Origin of the sequence: Arthrobacter sp. DNA4, from assembly GCF_024362385.1 — a bacterium.
In the GTDB taxonomy this organism is placed as follows: Bacteria; Actinomycetota; Actinomycetes; order Actinomycetales; family Micrococcaceae; genus Arthrobacter.
On the sequence record NZ_CP101466.1, the window covers coordinates 1,470,589 to 1,489,314 of the forward strand.

The 18,726-nt window shown below is 68.2% G+C and carries 13 protein-coding genes and 1 pseudogene; 12 read left to right on the plus strand and 2 right to left on the minus strand.

What is annotated here, in order from left to right:
• Positions 1–14: 14 nt before the first annotated feature.
• From NMQ03_RS06795 to NMQ03_RS06825, 7 genes and pseudogenes are all read left to right on the plus strand, one after another.
• Positions 15–719: a hypothetical protein gene (locus NMQ03_RS06795; RefSeq protein WP_224025519.1), complete on the plus strand. Its 705-nt coding sequence runs from the start codon at positions 15–17 to the stop codon at positions 717–719.
• A complete protein-coding gene (locus NMQ03_RS06800; protein WP_255174949.1) occupies positions 716–5,161 on the plus strand; it encodes an FtsK/SpoIIIE domain-containing protein in 4,446 nt (1,481 codons plus the stop codon). The genes NMQ03_RS06795 and NMQ03_RS06800 overlap by 4 nt, the downstream gene beginning before the upstream one ends.
• A gap of 121 nt (positions 5,162–5,282) precedes the next feature.
• The gene (locus NMQ03_RS06805; RefSeq protein ID WP_255174950.1) at positions 5,283–5,903 is read left to right on the plus strand and encodes a hypothetical protein; all 621 of its coding nucleotides are present in this window, start codon (positions 5,283–5,285) and stop codon (positions 5,901–5,903) included.
• A gap of 132 nt (positions 5,904–6,035) precedes the next feature.
• A pseudogene (ligA, locus tag NMQ03_RS06810) lies at positions 6,036–8,322 on the plus strand (NAD-dependent DNA ligase LigA).
• On the plus strand, positions 8,319–9,128 hold the full coding sequence (locus NMQ03_RS06815) for an inositol monophosphatase family protein (protein ID WP_255174951.1): 810 nt from the start codon (positions 8,319–8,321) through the stop codon (positions 9,126–9,128). The pseudogene ligA and the gene NMQ03_RS06815 overlap by 4 nt, the downstream one beginning before the upstream one ends.
• A 106-nt stretch (positions 9,129–9,234) precedes the next feature.
• Positions 9,235–9,738: a GNAT family N-acetyltransferase gene (locus tag NMQ03_RS06820; protein ID WP_255174952.1), complete on the plus strand. Its 504-nt coding sequence runs from the start codon at positions 9,235–9,237 to the stop codon at positions 9,736–9,738.
• Between the two features lie 47 nt (positions 9,739–9,785).
• Positions 9,786–10,166 (plus strand): RidA family protein, encoded by a 381-nt coding sequence (locus NMQ03_RS06825; RefSeq protein WP_255174953.1) that lies wholly within the window; start codon positions 9,786–9,788, stop codon positions 10,164–10,166.
• Between the two features lie 10 nt (positions 10,167–10,176).
• Here NMQ03_RS06825 and NMQ03_RS06830 read toward each other — a convergent pair whose 3' ends face one another.
• Both NMQ03_RS06830 and NMQ03_RS06835 read right to left on the minus strand, forming a co-directional pair.
• Positions 10,177–10,839 (minus strand): response regulator, encoded by a 663-nt coding sequence (locus NMQ03_RS06830; RefSeq protein WP_159632435.1) that lies wholly within the window; start codon positions 10,837–10,839, stop codon positions 10,177–10,179.
• Positions 10,832–12,586: a sensor histidine kinase gene (locus NMQ03_RS06835; protein WP_255174954.1), complete on the minus strand. Its 1,755-nt coding sequence runs from the start codon at positions 12,584–12,586 to the stop codon at positions 10,832–10,834. The genes NMQ03_RS06830 and NMQ03_RS06835 overlap by 8 nt, the downstream gene beginning before the upstream one ends.
• Positions 12,587–12,776: 190 nt before the next feature.
• Here NMQ03_RS06835 and NMQ03_RS06840 point away from each other — a divergent pair, with 190 nt between their 5' ends.
• From NMQ03_RS06840 to NMQ03_RS06860, 5 genes are all read left to right on the plus strand, one after another.
• On the plus strand, positions 12,777–14,246 hold the full coding sequence (locus tag NMQ03_RS06840) for a CitMHS family transporter (protein WP_255174955.1): 1,470 nt from the start codon (positions 12,777–12,779) through the stop codon (positions 14,244–14,246).
• Between the two features lie 145 nt (positions 14,247–14,391).
• On the plus strand, positions 14,392–14,688 hold the full coding sequence (gene gatC, locus NMQ03_RS06845; RefSeq protein WP_043455998.1) for an Asp-tRNA(Asn)/Glu-tRNA(Gln) amidotransferase subunit GatC: 297 nt from the start codon (positions 14,392–14,394) through the stop codon (positions 14,686–14,688).
• Positions 14,689–14,690: 2 nt separating this feature from the next.
• The gene (gene gatA, locus NMQ03_RS06850) at positions 14,691–16,256 is read left to right on the plus strand and encodes an Asp-tRNA(Asn)/Glu-tRNA(Gln) amidotransferase subunit GatA (protein WP_255174956.1); all 1,566 of its coding nucleotides are present in this window, start codon (positions 14,691–14,693) and stop codon (positions 16,254–16,256) included.
• Complete coding sequence (gatB, locus tag NMQ03_RS06855) at positions 16,256–17,764, plus strand: Asp-tRNA(Asn)/Glu-tRNA(Gln) amidotransferase subunit GatB (protein WP_255174957.1); 1,509 nt, start codon at positions 16,256–16,258, stop codon at positions 17,762–17,764. The genes gatA and gatB overlap by 1 nt, the downstream gene beginning before the upstream one ends.
• A gap of 235 nt (positions 17,765–17,999) precedes the next feature.
• A complete protein-coding gene (locus NMQ03_RS06860; RefSeq protein WP_255174958.1) occupies positions 18,000–18,707 on the plus strand; it encodes a hypothetical protein in 708 nt (235 codons plus the stop codon).
• The last annotated feature ends 19 nt before the right edge of the window (positions 18,708–18,726 follow it).

Consider the following 18,726-nt stretch of genomic DNA (forward strand, 5'->3'; position numbering starts at 1 on the left):
AGGAGGCACAGATCATGGGGGATCTAGCAATAGATTTCTGTGGCGAATGGTACGAGCCATCGGATGAGGACATCTTCAATATCGGCCGCGAAGGCGACCTTGAAGTGGACGACAACCCGTACCTGCACCGGCAGTTCCTGCAGGTGGCCCGCTACGACGGCATTTGGTGGCTCAGCAACGTGGGCAGCATGCTGTCCGCCACCGTGGCTGACGCGTCCGGCGGCATGCAGGCATGGCTGTCGCCCGGCGCCCGGATTCCGCTGGTGTTCAGCCACACCAACGTCATCTTCACGGCCGGGCCCACCACCTACGAGTTCGCCGTGCACCTCAAGACGCCATCCTTCCGGCAGGAAGCCCGGGAAGGTGCCAGCAGCGGCGACACCACCATCGGCCCCGTGGTCTTCACCGACGCCCAGAAGGCGCTGATCGTGGCCCTCGCCGAGCCGGTGCTCCGGCGCGAAGGCACCGGGTTCAGCACCATCCCGTCCTCCGCGGCCGCCGCCAAAACCCTGGGCTGGGCGCTGACCCGTTTCAACCGCAAACTCGACAACGTCTGCGACAAGCTGGACCGCGTGGGCGTGGTGGGACTGCGCGGAGGCGGCGGGAAACTGGCCACCAACCGCCGCGCCCGCCTGGTGGAGCACGCCGTCACCACCCACCTGGTGACACCCGATGACCTGTACCTGCTCGAAAAGATGAGGGGCGTGGACGAAGGATGAGGATCCGGCTGACACTCCGCCGCGAACCCGCCGACGCCAAGGACCTGGCCGTCACGGTGGACGGCCTGGCCACCGTGGCCGACATCGCCACCGTGCTTTGGGCGGCCGACCCTGACCGGAAGGGCACCCCTGCCCCGGACAACCTGTCCCTGCGCATCGACGAGGCCTTCGTGGGTGCCGGGATCAGCGGCAACGTCCTGGCCCGCGAAGACAACCTGCTCGAATCGGGCCTGCGCCCCGGCTCCGTGGTGTCGCTGGCCCGGGTCAGCGGGCAGTTCCACGAACCAGGAGCCAGCCGTGGGCCCGCTGCGGCCACGCTGCGCGTGTTGTCCGGGCCCGACGTCGGCCGCGAATTTTCGCTGCCCATCGGCACCAGCTACATCGGCCGGGACCGGGACGTGGACATCCGCCTGACGGATCCGCTCACGTCCAAGCGGCATGCCCGGATCACGGTGGGCGAAAGCCTCGAGATCGTGGACACCAACTCCGCCAACGGCCTCCTGATGGACGGGCTGCCGGTCACGCGCGCCACCCTGAACTCGTCCGACACGGTGACCCTGGGGGACACCACCGTCACCGTGGTGCCGCTGGGACACAACCACGCGGCAGCGCCGACGTCGCCCCTTGTGGACTTCAACCGCTCCCCGCGCGTGGTGCCCCGCTTCGAAGTACCCAAGCGCGTCCTTCCTGCCGGGCCCAAGCGGCCCGAGGACCAGCCGTTCCCGTACATCATGCTGGTGGCGCCCCTGATGATGGGCGCGGTCATCTTCGCGGTCACGCAGAACGTGCTGTCCATGGTGTTCATGCTGATGATGCCCCTGTTCATCGTGGGCCACTACGTGGACACCCGGATGCGGACGCGCAAGCAGCAGAAGGAACAGCTCAAGCAGTTCCGGGCGTCCATGGCCGCCTTCCGGCAGGACCTCACCGAACTGCAGCAGGTGGAACGGGCGGTCCGGCTCCAGGAAGCGCCGTCCGTCAGCGACACTGTGGATGCCATCTACAAGCTCGGGCCACTGCTGTGGACGCACCGGCCCGAGCACTCCTCGTTCCTTGGCCTGCGCTTTGGACTGGGGACCGCGCCGTCGCGCATCCCGCTGGAGGAACCCTCCAACAACGACACCGAGGTCCAGTACGCCCGCGAAATCCAGGACTGCATCAAGCAGTTCAGCGGGATCGAAGGCGTCCCCGTCGTCTCCCAGCTGCGCACTTCCGGCGCCCTGGGCATCGCCGGTGCCCGCGGCCTGGTGGACGACGTTGCCCGCGGCATGGTGCTGCAGCTCGTGGGCCTGCATTCCCCGGCCGAGGTGGTCGTGACCGCCATCACGTCCGCCCAGTCCCGCGAACGCTGGAACTGGCTGCAGTGGCTGCCGCACGTGGGCTCGGGGCACAGCCCGCTGGGCGGGGACCACCTGGCCGCCGGCTCGGCCGGCGGCTCCTCACTGCTGGCCCGGCTTGAGGACCTGGTGGATGCCCGGGAAGCGGCGGCCAAACGGACCGCCCCGGACCTGCGACCCGGCATCGACCCCGTCAAGCATGAACTCGAAGAGCCTGTCCTTCCGTCGGTGCTGGTCATCGTGGAAGACGACGCTCCCGTGGACCGCGGCCGTCTCACCCGGCTGGCGGAACGCGGGCCCGACTCCGGCGTCCACGTCCTGTGGGTGGCCACCGACATCCAGGCCCTCCCGGCCGCTTGCCGCGACTTCATGGTGGTGGATGGCGACCACGGCACCACCACCGGGCAGGTGCGCGTGGGCCGCCACACGTATCCCGTCAGCTGCGAGAGCGTGGACGCGGAGCTCGCCGCCCAGCTCGCCCGGATGCTGGCCCCCGTGGTTGACGTGGGCAAGCCCGTCAACGACGACTCCGACCTGCCGCGCGCAGTGTCCTATGCGACCCTGATCGGCAAGGACTTCCTGGACAACCCCCAGGCCGTGGCCGAGCGCTGGACGGAAAACAACTCCGTGCACGCCACCGCGGTGGCGAACCGCAAGGACAACGGCACGCTCCGGGCCCTGGTGGGGTCCAAGGGCATCGAGCCGCTGTACCTGGACCTGAAGAACGAGGGGCCGCACGCCCTGGTGGGCGGCACCACCGGCGCCGGCAAGTCCGAGTTCCTGCAGTCCTGGGTCATGGGCATGGCCGCGGCGTACAGCCCGGACCGCGTCAGCTTCCTGTTCGTGGATTACAAGGGCGGCGCCGCATTCGCGGACTGCATCAACCTGCCGCACACCGTGGGCCTTGTTACCGACCTTTCCCCGCACCTGGTGCGCCGCGCCCTGACGTCCCTGCGTGCGGAGCTGCATTACCGTGAGCAGCTGCTGAACCGGAAGAAGGCCAAGGACCTGCTGGCCCTGCAGCGCGAGGCAGACCCGGAAGCCCCGCCCTACCTGATCATCATCGTGGACGAGTTCGCCGCCCTGGCCAACGATGTTCCCGAGTTCGTCGACGGGGTGGTGGACGTGGCCGCCCGTGGCCGCTCCCTGGGCCTGCACCTGATCCTGGCCACCCAGCGGCCCGCCGGCGTCATCAAGGACAACCTCCGCGCCAACACCAACCTCCGGGTTGCGTTGCGCATGGCCGATGAGGACGACGCCACGGACATCCTGGGCGTCCCGGACGCCGCCTACTTCGACCCCGCCATTCCGGGCCGCGGCGCCGCCAAGACCGGGCCCGGCCGCATCCAGGGATTCCAGACCGGGTACGCCGGCGGCTGGACCACCGACAAACCACAACGGCCCCAGATCGACATCGTGGAAATGGCCTTCGGCTCCGGTCCCAGCTGGGAAGCTCCCGCCCCTGACAAGCCCGTTGCCCAGGAACCGGCCGTCCCCAACGACATCGCCCGGATGACCTCCACCATCGTGCACGCCGCGGACACCCTGGCCATCCAGCCGCCGCGCAAGCCATGGCTGGATGAACTGGCCAAGACCTACGACTTCTCCAAGCTGCCCAACCCCCGCACCGACGAACAGCTGCTCCTGGGCGTGGCCGACGATCCCGTGCACCAGGACCAGCCCACCGTGTTCTACGAACCGGACCGGGACGGCAACATGGCCATCTACGGAACGGGCGGTTCCGGCAAGTCCGCAGCCCTGCGCGGCATTGCCATTGCCGCCGCGGTCACCCCGCGCGGTGGCCCGGTCCACGTGTACGGCATCGATTGCGGTTCCTCCGGGCTGCGGATGCTGGAGGAGCTTCCGCACGTGGGCGAGATCATCAACGGCGACGACGTGGAACGGGTTGGGCGGCTCCTGCGCCTCCTGCGGGACATCGCCGAGCTGCGCTCCGCACAGTTCGCAGAGGTGCGGGCGTCCACCATCGTGGAGTACCGGAAGCTGGCCAACCGGCCGGACGAGAAGCGGATCTTCGTGCTGGTGGACGGCATGTCCGCGTTCCGGGAGGCATATGAGCACAGCAAGCTTTCCGGACTCTGGGACATCTTCCTGCAACTGGCCACCGACGGCCGCACCCTGGGCATCCACCTGGTGGTGACAGGGGACCGGCCCAACGCCGTCCCCGCGTCGCTGCTCGCCTCCATTCAGCGCCGGCTGGTGCTGCGGCTCTCCAATGAAGACGACTACATCTCGATGGACGTCCCCAGGGATGTCCTTACTGCCACGTCGCCCCCGGGACGCGGGCTGCTGGACGGACTTGAAGTGCAGCTCGCCGTCCTGGGCGGCAACTCCAACCTGGCCCTGCAGGCCCGGGAAGTCCATAAGCTCAGCGAAGCCATGCTGCGCCAGGGCCTCGACACCGCGCCGGGCATCGAACGGCTGCCCGAACAGGTGGACCTGGATGTCCTCCCCGCCGGCAGCCCGGACCTGCCGGTGATCGGTGTAGACGACGAGTCCCTGCAGCCGGCGGAGGTCATGGCGCGCGGCCCGCTGCTGCTGGCAGGCCCGCCGGGTGCCGGACGGACCGTGGCACTGGTGACCCTGGCCTACGCACTGCGCCGGTCCAACCCCGCCGTGGAGCTGATCTACCTCGGGTCGCGCCGGTCCGCCGTCGCCTCCCTCCCCATCTGGAACCGCTCGGTCGTGGGACCGGACGACCTCGCCGAGGTGGTGGAGGACCTGGTGGAGCACTCCACCGGGAATCCGGGAGCGGTGGCCTTCTTCATCGAGGGCCTGACGGAATTCACCGACACCATCGCCGAATCCGGCATGGCGCAGCTGGTGACCGCGTCGCTGAAGGCGGACCAGTGGGTGGTGGGCGAGTCCGAGTCCTCCACCTGGTCCAGCGCCTGGCAGCTTGCCCAGCCGTTCAAATCCGGGCGCCGGGGCCTGCTCCTCAACCCGGGGGACATCGAAGGCGACAGCCTGCTCAACACCTCGCTGGGCCGGGTGAGCCCGGACTTCATCCCGGGCCGCGGGTACGTGGTGGGACGCGGCAAAGCGCGGAAAATCCAGGTGGCGCTTCCACCGGAAAACCGGGACTGAGCAGGCCCGAAAAAGGCGGGGCCGCTGCTGCGGCGGATTTGCGGCCCCGCCCGGCGCTGTAGAAGACTACCGGGGACACCAGAAAGCCGTGGTGGGGGGCTGCGCGCATCGAAAGGTAGCAATGACCCCGTCCACCCCGGTCCGCCACGCTGTTTCGACGACGGCTTCCGCGGCTGTCCTGGCCCTGGCCTTTGGCTTCTTCCCAACAGGCCCGGCACTTGCTGCCACAGCCGAGCCCACGCCCGCCCCGGTGTCGGACACCCAGGCGCCAGCCGACTGCGGACTGATCTGCATGCCCCTCCTTGCCAGCAGCCCCGACTCCGGCCAGACCGGGCGCCCCCGCAAATCCAAGGATCCGGTGCCGCCGCCAGCCCAGCCGGCACCCCCGGCGGAGCTACTGCACCGACTGTCCAGCCCCAGCGCGCAGGGTGACGTCCCGCCCCCTGACCCGGTCCAGTTGCCGGCAACGGTGGCGCCGGTCCCCGACGATTCCGCCCCCGAAACCCCATCAGCGACTGCCGGTTACCGGCCGCCCACCGGCCCCTCCAGTGGACAGGACTGGAACAGTCCCGTTACCCGGAGCGCCGCCCCCACCAAGTTGGCCGCCCTTGCTCCCGCCGGTGGCGGGGGCCCGGACGGTCCGGCACTCGGGCCTATCGCCATCGGAACACTGCTGGTGGGCGCCTCCGCCGGAGCTTTCGCCTGGTGGAACCGCAACCGCAACCGGCTCCGGTCGCACTGAGCCTGGGTGCCTGCCGCGCCGCCCTGCCCAGTGGCTGTCGGAGGCGTAAGGCAAGATAGGTCTGTGAGCACAGGACCAGGACCCGCAGAACAGACCGCCACCCGGACCACGGCACCGCACGAGCCCGAAGCGATCCCCACCGAAGCCATCCGCGAGGAATACGACAACCTCGCGGACCTGGTCCGGAAGTACCGGTTCGCGTACTACCAGGAGGACGCGCCACTGGTATCGGACGCCGAGTTCGATGCCCTCTTCCGCCGCCTCGAGGAGATCGAGGCGCTGCACCCGGAACTGGTGGCCAACGATTCACCCACCCAGGAAGTGGGCGGCGAGGTGTCCGCCGCGTTTGCGCCGGTGGAACACCTTCAGCGGATGTACAGCCTCGAGGACGTCTTCTCCCTGGAGGAGCTCGAGGCATGGCTTAACCGGGCCGAGGCCGGCATCGAAAAGATCGGGGACGGCAGCGCAAAAGCTGCGTGGCTGACCGAACTGAAAATCGATGGCCTGGCTGTCAACCTCCTGTACCGCGACGGCAAGCTGGTGCGGGCTGCCACCCGCGGCGACGGCACCACGGGCGAGGACATTACCCACAACCTGCTCACCATCAAGGAAATCCCGCAGGAACTGCGCGGCAGCGGTTTCCCCGCCGAAATGGAAGTGCGCGGCGAGGTCTTCATCCCATCCAAGGCCTTCGCCGAGTTCAATGAGGCCCTGATTGAAGCCGGCAAGGCGCCGCTGGCCAATCCCCGCAACGCCGCGGCCGGGTCGCTGCGGCAGAAGGATCCGGCGGAGACGGCCAAGCGGCCACTGAAAATGTTTGTCCACGGCATCGGCGCCCGGGAGGGCCTGGCCGCGGGCAGCCAGTCGGAGACCTACGGCCTGTTGAATGAGTGGGGCCTGCCGGTGAGCCCGTACTTCGAGGTGCTGGAAGCCCGGGACGACGTCCTCGGGTTCATCAAGCGGTACGGGGACCAGCGCCACAAGCTGCTTCACGAAATCGACGGCATCGTCATCAAAGTCGATGATTTCGCCACCCAGCGGGCCCTGGGCAACACCACCCGTGTTCCCCGCTGGGCCGTGGCCTACAAGTACCCGCCGGAGGAAGTGCACACCAAACTGCTGGATATCCAGGTCAACGTGGGCCGCACGGGCCGCGTCACGCCCTACGGCGTCATGGAGCCGGTCAAGGTTGCGGGATCCACCGTGGAAATGGCCACCCTGCACAACCAGGACGTGGTCAAGGCCAAGGGCGTCAAGATCGGCGACATCGTCATCCTGCGGAAGGCGGGGGACGTCATCCCCGAAATCGTGGGCCCGGTCCTGTCCCTCCGGGACCAGCAGGACCCGCCGGTGCGCGACTTCGTGATGCCCACCGAGTGCCCTTCCTGCGGTACCCCGCTGGCACCTGCGAAGGAGGGGGACGTGGATGTCCGCTGCCCCAACGCGAGGTCCTGCCCGTCCCAGCTCCGGGAGCGGGTGTTCCACGTGGCCGGTCGAGGTGCCTTCGATATCGAAGCCCTGGGCTGGGAGGCGGCCATTGCACTGACCCAGCCTGCCGAACCGGACACCCCTCCGCTGACCTCCGAAGCCCGCTTGTTCGACCTCACCCCCGAGGACCTGGCCGGTGTCCGCATCCGGCGCGAAAAGAAGAGCAAAGGCGTCCCCACCGGCGAATACGAGCTGGTGCCGTACTTCTTCAGCAAGGGCACCGCCAAGTCGCCGTCCAAGGCCACCGCCACCACCCAGAAACTGTTCAAGGAACTTGAGAAGGCCAAGACCCAGCCGCTGTGGCGCGTCCTGGTGGCCCTGTCCATCCGCCACGTCGGGCCCCGCGCATCCCGGGCCCTGGCGCAGGCGTTCGGCAGCATGGACCGCATCCGCGCCGCGTCCGAGGAGGAACTTGCCCACGTGGACGGCGTTGGGCCCACTATCGCCGCCGCGCTGAAGGAATGGTTCGCCGAGGACTGGCACGTCGAGATCATCGACCGCTGGGCCGCTGCGGGGGTACGCATGGAGGACGAACGTGACGAGTCCATGCCGCGCACCCTTGAGGGACTGACCGTGGTGGTCACGGGCTCACTGCCCAACTTCAGCCGTGACGAGGCCAAGGAAGCCATCCTGCTCCGCGGCGGCAAGGCGGCTACTCCGTTTCCAAGAACACCAGTTACGTGGTGGCGGCGAAAGCGCCGGCAGCAAGCTGGACAAGGCAGAGCAGCTGGGCATCCGCGTCCTGGACGAGGACGGGTTCCGGCAACTGCTCGACGGCGGCCCGGCAGCCGTGGGGGATGCCCCGGCCACCGAACCGGCCCGGGACGGCGCAGAGGAAGCGACCGTACCGGCCACCGCCGGGGAGAACACCGCCGGGGAGAGCGCCGCCGGGGAGAGCGCCGTGCAGGACACCGTGGAGGAGAACGCATGACGTCCGCAACGGAACTGCTGGAGGTAGCCAAACAGGCCGCGGCGGCAGGCGCAAAAGTCCTGTCCGGCCGTGACGGCAACGCCCTGGACGCGAGCAACAAGGGAGCGGCCGGGGACTGGGTCACAGCCTTTGACCTGGCCGCGGAAAACGCCGTACGCCGCGTCATCACCGCTGCCCGCCCGGGCGACAGCATCACCGGCGAGGAACAGGGCACCACCCGGCCCGCCGACCCCACCGGTTACCGCTGGTCCATCGACCCCCTGGACGGCACCACCAACTTCATCCGCAACATCGTCTACTACGCCACCTCCGTGGCTGTTGCCGATGCCGACGGCGCTTGGCTGGCCGGCGTCGTCAATGCCCCTGCCCTGGGACGGGTGTACTACGCTGCCCGCGGCCAGGGTGCGTGGCTGGAGGAACGCGGCACTGTCACCAGGCTGGACGGACCGGTTCCGGGCCGGGCCGGGCAGATCCTGGCCACCGGGTTCAGCTACGAGCCCGATATCCGCGCCCAGCAGGCCGCTGCCTTCGGTACTTTGATGGACGGCTTCGCCGATGTCCGCCGGCTTGGTTCCGCTGCCCTGGACCTGTGCATGGTGGCGGACGGAACCCACGATGCCTACGGCGAGCGGGGGCTGAACGAGCATGACTTTTCAGCCGGCGCCCTGATCGCGGAGGAGGCCGGCTGCTGGGTGCGCAGGCCGCGCCTCACGAGCCCCCTCGACGGCGGCCCCACCGACGGTGAGCGCCTGGACGCCTGGACCTGTGCCGCCAGCCTGGAGCTGTCCGGAAAGTTTCCGCTCTGAGCGGGCAGGGGAGGCCATCATCGACAGAGCGGGGCCACCCGTTCTGATAGTTCTGTCACGGAAAGTGCCTTCCTGCCGCACGCCGGGTCGCCACTAGCATTGACGGGTGCAGCCGCAGATAACCATCCGTCCCGCCGTCGAGGCCGACTTCGCCGCCATTGCCCGCATCACCGGAGATTCGTATCTTTCGGCAGGCTACTTCGACGATGCAGCGCACCCCTACATGGCCAAGATCATGGATGTGGCATCCCGCGCGGAGCAGGCCACCATTTGGGTGGCGGAGCGGGACGGCGCTGTGGTCGGTTCGGTCACCCTGGCGCTGGCTGGGGAGCCGTACGCGGATATCGCCCTGCAGGATGAGCTGGAATTCCGGATGCTGGTGGTGGACCCTGCCGTCCAGCGCAGCGGCGCCGGCAAAGCCATGGTCGAGGCCATCATCGGCCATGCCAGGACGCTTCCCGGCATCCGTGCGGTGGCCCTCACCACCGGCCAAACCTGGGAAAGCGCCCACGGGCTGTACCGCAAGACCGGCTTCCAGCGGGTGCCTGAACGGGACTGGCTGGTCCCCGGAACCGACATAAAACTGCTGGTTTACCGGCGCGACCTGTAGCAGCCCTACAGTGGTGGCGACCCATTCCAGCTTTGAAAGGCCCACCCATGCGCAAAACCTTCGGCAGCGGATCCGTCTGGGAACAGACCCTCGGCTATTCCCGCGCCGTCCAGGTGGACAACACCCTCTACATCTCTGCCACCGCGGCCAGCGGTGACGACGGAATCGTGGGGGATGACTTCTACACGCAGACCCAGTACATCCTGCAGAAACTCGGCAAGGTCCTGGCCGACGCCGGCTTCGGCTACGGGGACGTGGTGCAGTCCAAGCTGTACCTGACGGACATCAGCAAATGGGAAGAGGCCGGCCGGGCCCACGGCGAAGTGTTCGGCGGGATCCGCCCCACCCTCTCCCTGGTCCACGTGCTCCCGTTCCTGGACCCGAAGATGCTCGTCGAGATCGAACTGGTCGCGCAGAAGAGCGAGTGATTTTCCGGCCCTACCGTGCCGGCAGGCCGTAGCGGTGCTCGGGCCTGCCGGTGGTGCCGTAGCGGAGCTGGATGTCCACCGCCCCGTCGTCCGCCAGCGAGGACAGGTACCGCTGGGCGGTGGCGCGGGAAACGCCAACCCGGGCGGCCACCTCGGCGGCAGAATACTGCTCGCCGGGGGCCAGTGATTCCAGCACCGCGGCCTCCGTCGCGGAGCGGGGTTTCGACGACGGCGTGACGTCCCCCGGAATCAGCGCACGTTTGGCGCGCTCCACGGCGTCCTGGTCCAGTGCCCCGGGCTGGCCCAGGAGGCGCCGGTACCGGGCATAGGAACGCAGCTGCTGGGACAATGACTCCGCCGTGAAGGGCTTGAGCAGGTATCCCAGCGCGCCGCGGCGGAACGCCACCCGGACCGACGCGGGATCGGATGCGGCGCTGAGGATGATCGTGTCCACATCCAGCTGCTGCAGCAGGTCCAGGCCGGAGGCGTCCGGAAGGTACACGTCCAGCAGCACCAGGTCCGGCCGCAGGCTGTGGATGGCCTGCAGTGCCAGCGACGCCGTACCGACAGGCGCCAGCGCCAGGAACCCCGCCACCGAATCCACGTAGGCGGCATGCAGCTTGGCCACGTGGAAGTCGTCGTCCACGATCAGGACCCGAAAATCGTCAGCCATTCTTATCCTTTCCGGCTTCCCCCGTGGTCTTTGCGGCAGCGCTTCCTGCCGTCGTGTGCGGAAGGGTGGCCATGAACACGGCACCCGGCCCGCCCCTGGCCCCGCGGTCGAGCACCTTCACGTCGCCGCCCCGGCGCCGGGCCAGCTGGCGGGCCAGCGCCAGTCCGAAGCCCTGACCGCCGCCGGCGCGGACCGGGCCGGAAGCGGTGGTGAAACCTTCGGCAAACACGGCCTCCGTGTCTGTGCCTTCTGCCAGCCCGTCACCGGAGTCCGCCACCACGACGTGCAGTGTGCCGCCGTCGTCGCCTGGCTCATCCAGCACCTCCAGCTCAACCCAGCGGTCCGCGGACGAGCCGGCCACGGCGGCGTTGATGGCGTTGTCGAGCAGGTTTCCCAGCACCGTGGTCACATCCTGGGCATCGGTCACCTGCCCGCGGACCAGGGTCTCCGGCCCGATGCGCAGCGAGACGCCCCGTTCGTCGGCCTCCACGCCCTTGGCGCCGACGAAGGCCTGCAGGTACGGGTCCTGCAGCAGCTCGGCCTGGTCCACCGGGAACTTCAGCGGGCCGGTGGCGGCGAGGCCGGCAAGGTAGTCGCGCGCTTCCTGGTGCTGGCCGATGCCCAGGAAACCGGCAAGGGTGTGCAGTTGGTTGGCGAACTCGTGCCGCTGGGCGCGCAGCGCGGTGGACATGGTGCCCACGGCGTCGAGTTGCCGCGTCAGCTCCTGCAGTTCCGTGCGGTCGCGCAGCATGACCACCCAGCCCAGGTCCTCCCGGCGGTGCAGCGCCTTGCGCGCATTCACCACCAGCACCCGGCCCCCGGCCACCAGTTCGAGGGCGTCCTGGTTTGATCCGCCGCTGGCTACCCCCGGGCCGGCAACCCTTGGGTCGGGGCGCGTGAGGGACTTCAGCTGTTCCGGGACGGGCGCGTCCTCCCAGCTCGACCCGGAAAGGTCCGGCAGGCCAAGCAGCCGCTGCGCGGCGGCGTTGAAGACGCTGACCCGGCCGTCGGCACTGACGCCGATCACGCCGTCGTCCACGCCCTGGAGCACCGCCACCTGGTCGTGCACCAGCGTGCTGATTTCCTCCGGCTCCAGGCCCAGGGTGAGGCGCTGCAGGCGGCGGCGCAGCAGGAAGGAGCCCAGGACCCCGGCCAGGAGGGCGCCCGCGGCGGTCAGTGCCACGGGGCCGATGTCGCGCGCCACGCTCTGGGCCACGGTTTCCATGGAGTAGCCCACGCTCACCTCGCCCACCACCGTGCTGGTGCCGGGTGCGTACACCGGAACCTTTGCGCCGGCCGACGGGCCAAGCGTTCCGGTGTTCCGGGTGGTGATCTCCTGCCCGGACAATGCTTCCGACGGGTCGGTGCTCACCTTTTCTCCCAGCCGCTGCGGATCCGGGTGGGCGAGCCTGATGCCCGTTTCGTCGGTAATCACCACGAACAGCGCCCCGGTCCGGGTCCGCGCTGCCTCCGCCGACGCCTGCAGCGGCCCGCCCAGGAGCTCGGCCGGCGGGGGAGTGCCGGGCTGGTCACTGATGGCCAGCACTTCGGCGCGGACCTCAGGGTCGGACGCAACAGTCCGGGCCAGCGTCAGTGCCTGGTTCTCAGCATCGCTGCCCACCCGGTCGTAGGTCAGCCAGGCGTGGACGGCGGTGCTCAGCAGCACCACCAGCAGCACCACGGCCAGTTGGAGCAGCAGCGTCTGGGTGGAAAACCGCAGCGGCCGCCGGGGCATGGAACGCTGCATTCATCCTCCTTGACGGGTGGTGGCGGCCCATGGTTTCAGCGCAAAAGCACAGTGAGCACAATGAGCAAAATGCTCCCAATAAGCAGTATGCCAATCAATTGAGCCAAAGGCACTGCCGTGACGTCCGCCACCCTACAGTCTGTAGCACGCGTCACACCGCTGTGCCGCTGTTCACAAGAAGGAGCCGGCTGTGCTGGTAATACTTGGATTCGCCATGATCGCGGTATTCATGGTGCTGATCATGACGAAGAAGTTGACGCCAGTGCTGGCGTTGATCATTGTCCCTACTGTTTTTGGCCTGTTCGCCGGCGCCGGCCTGGGCATCGGCGACATGGTGATGGACTCCATGAAGTCCATGACCTCCACCGCGGCCCTGCTGATGTTCGCCATCATCTACTTCGGCCTGATGATCGACGTCGGGCTCTTTGACCCGCTGGTGAAGTTCATCCTCCGCAAGCTGGGCAACGACCCCGCCAAGGTGGTCCTGGGCACCGCGATCCTGGCCGCCGCCGTGTCCCTGGACGGCGACGGGTCCACCACCTTCATCCTTACCACCGCAGCCATGCTGCCGGTCTACCTGCGCCTGAAGATGAGCCCCGTGGTCCTTACCTGCGTCGCTGGCCTGGCCAACGGCACCATGAACATCCTGCCGTGGGGCGGCCCCACGGCCCGCGCCGCCACCGCCCTGAAGATTGACGTCAACGACGTCTTCGTCCCCATGATCCCGTCCCTCGTGGCCGTCCTGGTGGTCGTCTTCGCCTTCTCCTGGCTGCTGGGCCTGCAGGAACGCAACCGCCTCCGCGCCACCGCCCCCGAGATCTGGGGCGTGCCGGACACTGCGGAAGAGTTCGACGGCGGCACCTCCGCAGGTGCCTCCGGAACCCCCGCTTCCGGAACCGGCCGCGGCCGCAAGGGCGGCAACCCCGGCGGAGCAGCCCCCGCCGGTGGTTCGGTTGCAGTCCTGGATCGCACCGAAACCCTGGTGGACGAGCACGACTCCGCCATGGCGGACACCGCGCTCGATCCCAACCGCAGCACCCTGCGCCCCAAGCTGTTCTGGTTCAACCTGGTCCTGACCGTCGCCGTCATGGTGGTGCTCGTCGCCAACGTCATCCCGCTGCCGTTCGTGTTCATGGTGGGCGCCGCGATCGCCCTGCTGGTCAACTTCCCCAAGGTCAAGGACCAGGGCGCCCAGCTGATTGCGCACGCACCGTCAATCGTGGCCGTGGTCAGCATGGTCATGGCGGCCGCCGTCCTCACCGGCGTCCTCAAGGGCACCGGCATGGTGGAAGCAATGTCCGCGTGGCTGGTCCAGATCATCCCCACCTCCATGGGCCCGTTCATGGCCGTCATCACCGGTGTGCTCAGCATCCCCATGACGTTCTTCATGAGCAATGACGCGTTCTACTTCGGCGTCCTGCCCGTCCTCAGCGAAACCGCGGCCCACTACGGTGTCGGCGCCGCTGACATGGCCCGGGCCTCCATCACCGGCCAGCCCTTCCACCTGCAGAGCCCGCTGGTTCCGGCCATCCTGCTGCTGGTCTCGCTGGCCAAGGTGGACCTGGGTGACCACCACAAAAAGGTCCTGTGGCGCACCGCCGTCATCTCCCTGGTAATGCTCGGAGTCGGCATGCTGACCGGAGCCATCGGAATCGGCTAGTCTGTAGCTGCCCGTGATCCTGTCCCCGAGGCAGGCCGGGTGTCGAAGGTGCCCGTCTGACGCCCGCTGGGGGATGTCAGACGGGCATCTGCGTTTCCGCACTAGACTGGATCGGAAAACAATCCGAACTTTGCAGGGGAGATCCATGGCTGCGATCAACCGTGACGACGTCGCGCATCTCGCGCGGCTCGCTCACATCGAGATGAGTGCCGAAGAGCTGGACAGGATGGCCGGCGAGCTCGCCGTCATCGTGGATTCGGTCAAGTCCGTCAGCGAGGCCGCGGGGGACGACGTCCCGGCCACCTCGCACCCCATTCCGCTCACCAACGTGTTCCGTGAGGACGTTGTGGGACACACCTTCACCGCGGAACAGGCACTCTCCGGCGCACCGGACTCCGATGACAACCGTTTCAAGGTCCCGGCCATCCTGGATGAGGCATAACCATGACTGAAAAGAACACCACCGCCGGCACCCTGATCCGGCTGTCCGCCGCGCAGCTCGCGGAGAAACTCCGTGCCGGCGAGGTCACCGCCGTCGAAGTTACCCAGGCCTACCTGGACCGCATCGCTGCCGTGGACGGCCTGGTCAACGCGTTCCTGCACGTCAACGCGGAGGAAGCGCTCGCCGTCGCCGCCGAGGTGGACGTCATCCGCGCCGCCGGCGGCGCTGAGGCCGAGGCCCTGCACGTGCTCGCCGGCGTCCCCATCGCCGTCAAGGACCTCATCGTCACCGTCGGACAGCCCACCACTGCAGGCTCGAAGATCCTCGAAGGCTGGCACAGCCCGTACGACGCCACCGTGGTGGAGCGCCTGCGTGCCGCAAAGATGCCCATCCTGGGCAAGACAAACCTGGACGAGTTCGCCATGGGCTCCTCCACCGAGCACTCCGCCTACGGCCCCACCCGCAACCCCTGGGACCTGGACCGGATCCCCGGCGGCTCGGGTGGTGGCTCCGCTGCCGCCGTCGCCGCTTTCGAGGCGCCCCTGGCCCTGGGTACGGACACCGGCGGCTCCATCCGCCAGCCCGGCGCCGTCACCGGAACCGTTGGTGTGAAGCCCACCTACGGCAGCGTCTCCCGCTACGGCGCCATCGCCATGGCATCCTCCCTGGACCAGATCGGCCCAGTCACCCGCACCGTCCTGGACTCCGCCCTCCTGCACCAGGTCATCGGCGGCCACGATCCCCGCGACTCCACCTCCCTGCCCGAACCCCTGGCGGACCTCGTTGCCGCTGCGAAGACCGGCAACGTCGAGGGCCTGCGGATCGGCATCATCAAGGAACTGCACGGCGAGGGCTACCAGGCCGGCGTCGAAAACCGCTTCAACGACGCCCTGGAGCTGCTCAAGGAAGCCGGCGCGGAGATCGTGGAGGTCTCCTGCCCCAACTTCCAGTACGCCCTGGGCGCCTACTACCTGATCATGCCGTCCGAGGCCTCTTCCAACCTGGCCAAGTTCGACGGCGTCCGGTACGGCCTGCGCGTCCTCCCCGAAGAGGGCCCCATGACCATCGAACGCGTGATGGGTGCCACCCGCGCCGCCGGCTTCGGTGACGAAGTCAAGCGCCGCATCATCCTGGGCACCTACGCCCTGTCCGCCGGGTACTACGACGCCTACTACGGCTCCGCCCAGAAGGTCCGCACCCTGGTGCAGCGGGACTTCGAGGCCGCTTTCGCGCAGGCTGACGTCCTGATCTCGCCCACCGCCCCCACGACGGCGTTCCCGCTTGGCGAAAAACTGGACGATCCGCTGGCCATGTACCTCAACGACGTCGCCACCATCCCCGCCAACCTTGCCGGCGTCCCCGGCCTGTCCCTGCCCGGCGGCCTGGCCGACGAGGACGGGCTGCCTGTCGGTATCCAGCTGCTGGCCCCGGCCCGCGAGGACGCCCGCCTGTACCGGGTGGGTGCAGTCCTTGAATCGCTGCTCGAAGCCAAGTGGGGCGGCCCGCTGCTGGCCCAGGCGCCTGACCTTGCCGTTGCCGGAACCCTCGAAACCCAGGAGGCAAAATAATGAGCACTGACGACATCCTGAGCTTCGACGAGGCCATGGAGAAGTACGATCCCGTCCTGGGGTTCGAGGTCCACGTGGAGCTGAACACCAAGACCAAGATGTTCTCCTCCGCCCCCAACGTCTTCGGCGACGAGCCCAACACCAACGTCAACGAGGTGGACCTGGGCATGCCCGGCGTCCTGCCCGTGGTGAACAAGACGGCCATCGAGTCCTCCATCAAGATCGGCCTGGCGCTGAACTGCAAGATCGCCGAATCCTGCCGCTTCGCCCGGAAGCAGTACTTCTACCCGGATACCCCCAAGAACTTCCAGACGTCCCAGTACGACGAGCCGATTGCGTACGACGGCTACCTGGACGTTGAGCTCGAGGACGGCACCGTGTTCCGCGTGGAGATCGAGCGCGCGCACATGGAGGAGGACGCCGGGAAGCTGACCCACATGGGTGGCGCCACCGGGCGGATCCAGGGCGCCGATTTCTCGCTGGTGGACTACAACCGTGCCGGTGTTCCGCTGGTGGAAATCGTCACCAAGCCCATCGAGGGAGCCGGGTCCCGCGCACCGGAACTGGCCAAGGCCTACGTCGCGGCCGTCCGGGAGATCGTGAAGAACCTGGGTGTGTCCGACGCGAAGATGGAACGTGGCAACGTCCGCTGCGATGCGAACGTGTCGCTCCGCCCGCACGGCCGTGAGCGGTTCGGCATCCGTTCCGAGACCAAGAACGTGAACTCGCTGCGCGCCGTGGAGCACGCCGTCCGCTACGAAATCCAGCGCCACGCTGCCGTCCTGGACTCGGGTGAACCGGTGATCCAGGAGACCCGCCACTGGCACGAGGACACCCGCACCACCACGTCCGGCCGCGCCAAGTCCGACGCAGACGACTACCGCTACTTCCCGGAACCGGACCTGGTTCCCGTGGTGGCCTCCCGCGAATGGGTGGAGGAACTGCGCGCCACCCTGCCTGAGCCGCCGGCCGAGCGCCGCAAGCGCCTCAAGGCTGACTGGGGCTACTCCGACCTCGAATTCCGCGACGTGGTCAACGCCGGCGTCCTGGACGAAATCGAGGAAACCATCGCCGCCGGCGCCACGGCTTCCGTGGCCCGCAAATGGTGGATGGGTGAGATCGTGGGCCGCGCCAAGGCCGCCGACGTGGACCCCGGCCAGCTGGGCGTTGAAGCTGCCACGGTGGTGGAGCTGAGCCGCATGGTTGAGGCGGGCAAGATCAACAACAAGATGGCCTCCCAGGTACTGGACGCCGTGCTCGCCGGTGAGGGCACCCCGGAGGAGATCGTGGAGAAGCGCGGCCTCGCCGTCGTATCCGACGACGGGCCCCTCCTGGAAGCCATCGACGCCGCACTCGCCGCGCAGCCCGACGTCGCGGACAAGATCCGTGGCGGCAAGGTGCAGGCCATCGGTGCGATCGTGGGCGGGGTCATGAAGGCCACCCGTGGACAGGCCGACGCCGGCCGCGTGAAGGAACTGATCCTGGAGAAGCTGGGCGTCACCGTCTAAGGCTCCTCCCGCTGTTTTCTCCCGGCCGGGCCGGGGTTGGCATCCTTGTGAAACCTCACATTGATGCCAACCCCGGCCCGGTTTCGCCTTAACTACCTGTTGGGTACTCAGGCGAAGGCCTGCGTAAGTACCCGTGGTTGGGCGGCCGTGGCGGACTTACACTTGAGCCCACAGGGCGCCGGTGCCCTGGCAGCGTGCGGGAGGAACAACCATGGTGGTCCGGGAACCTATGAGGATGCGCAAGACAATGCTCGCCGGGGCGGTGGCTCTGGCACTCAGCGGGACTGGGGCCGCCCTCGCCTGGTCGGCCACCGGAACGCCGGCACCTTCCCCCTCAACCCCCGGCCAGCAGGGAGCGCCCCAGCAGGGAGTGCCGGGCAAGGACGCTGCGCCTGGACAACAGAACAAGCAGGACAGGAAAGCCCAGCGCGGGCAACTCCTGCACGGCGAAGCCGTAGCCAGGAAGCCCGACGGAACCTACCAGACGGTCCTGGAACAGAACGGGACCGTGGAGTCGGTCAGCGATTCAGCCATCACCGTCAAAAGTGATGACGGCTTCTCCCACACCTACACCGTCAATGGCGACACGAAGATCATCAGGATTCCGGCAGCGCCGGTCAGTTCAGGATCCACAGACGGTCCGGAAGCAACCCCCAGCCCGGAAGCAACACCCACCCGGGGGGCAACGGGCGACGACGGCAAGCGGCTCAAACCGACGGACGGAACCATCGCGGACATCGCCGCCGGGGACACCGTGCGCATTACCGGCGTCAAGGACGGGGACAAAGCCACTGCCGCGCGGATCGTGAAGGGCGCCGGTAACGGGCCCGGCCTGGGGCTGGGGCGTGGGTTGGGACGCGGGCTGGGACATACGCCGGGACACAGCCCGGGCCTTGGACACAAGACGGGCAAGGGCAACCACCAGGACGGCGAGGACTCCTGAGTTCCGGGCCGCCGGCTCC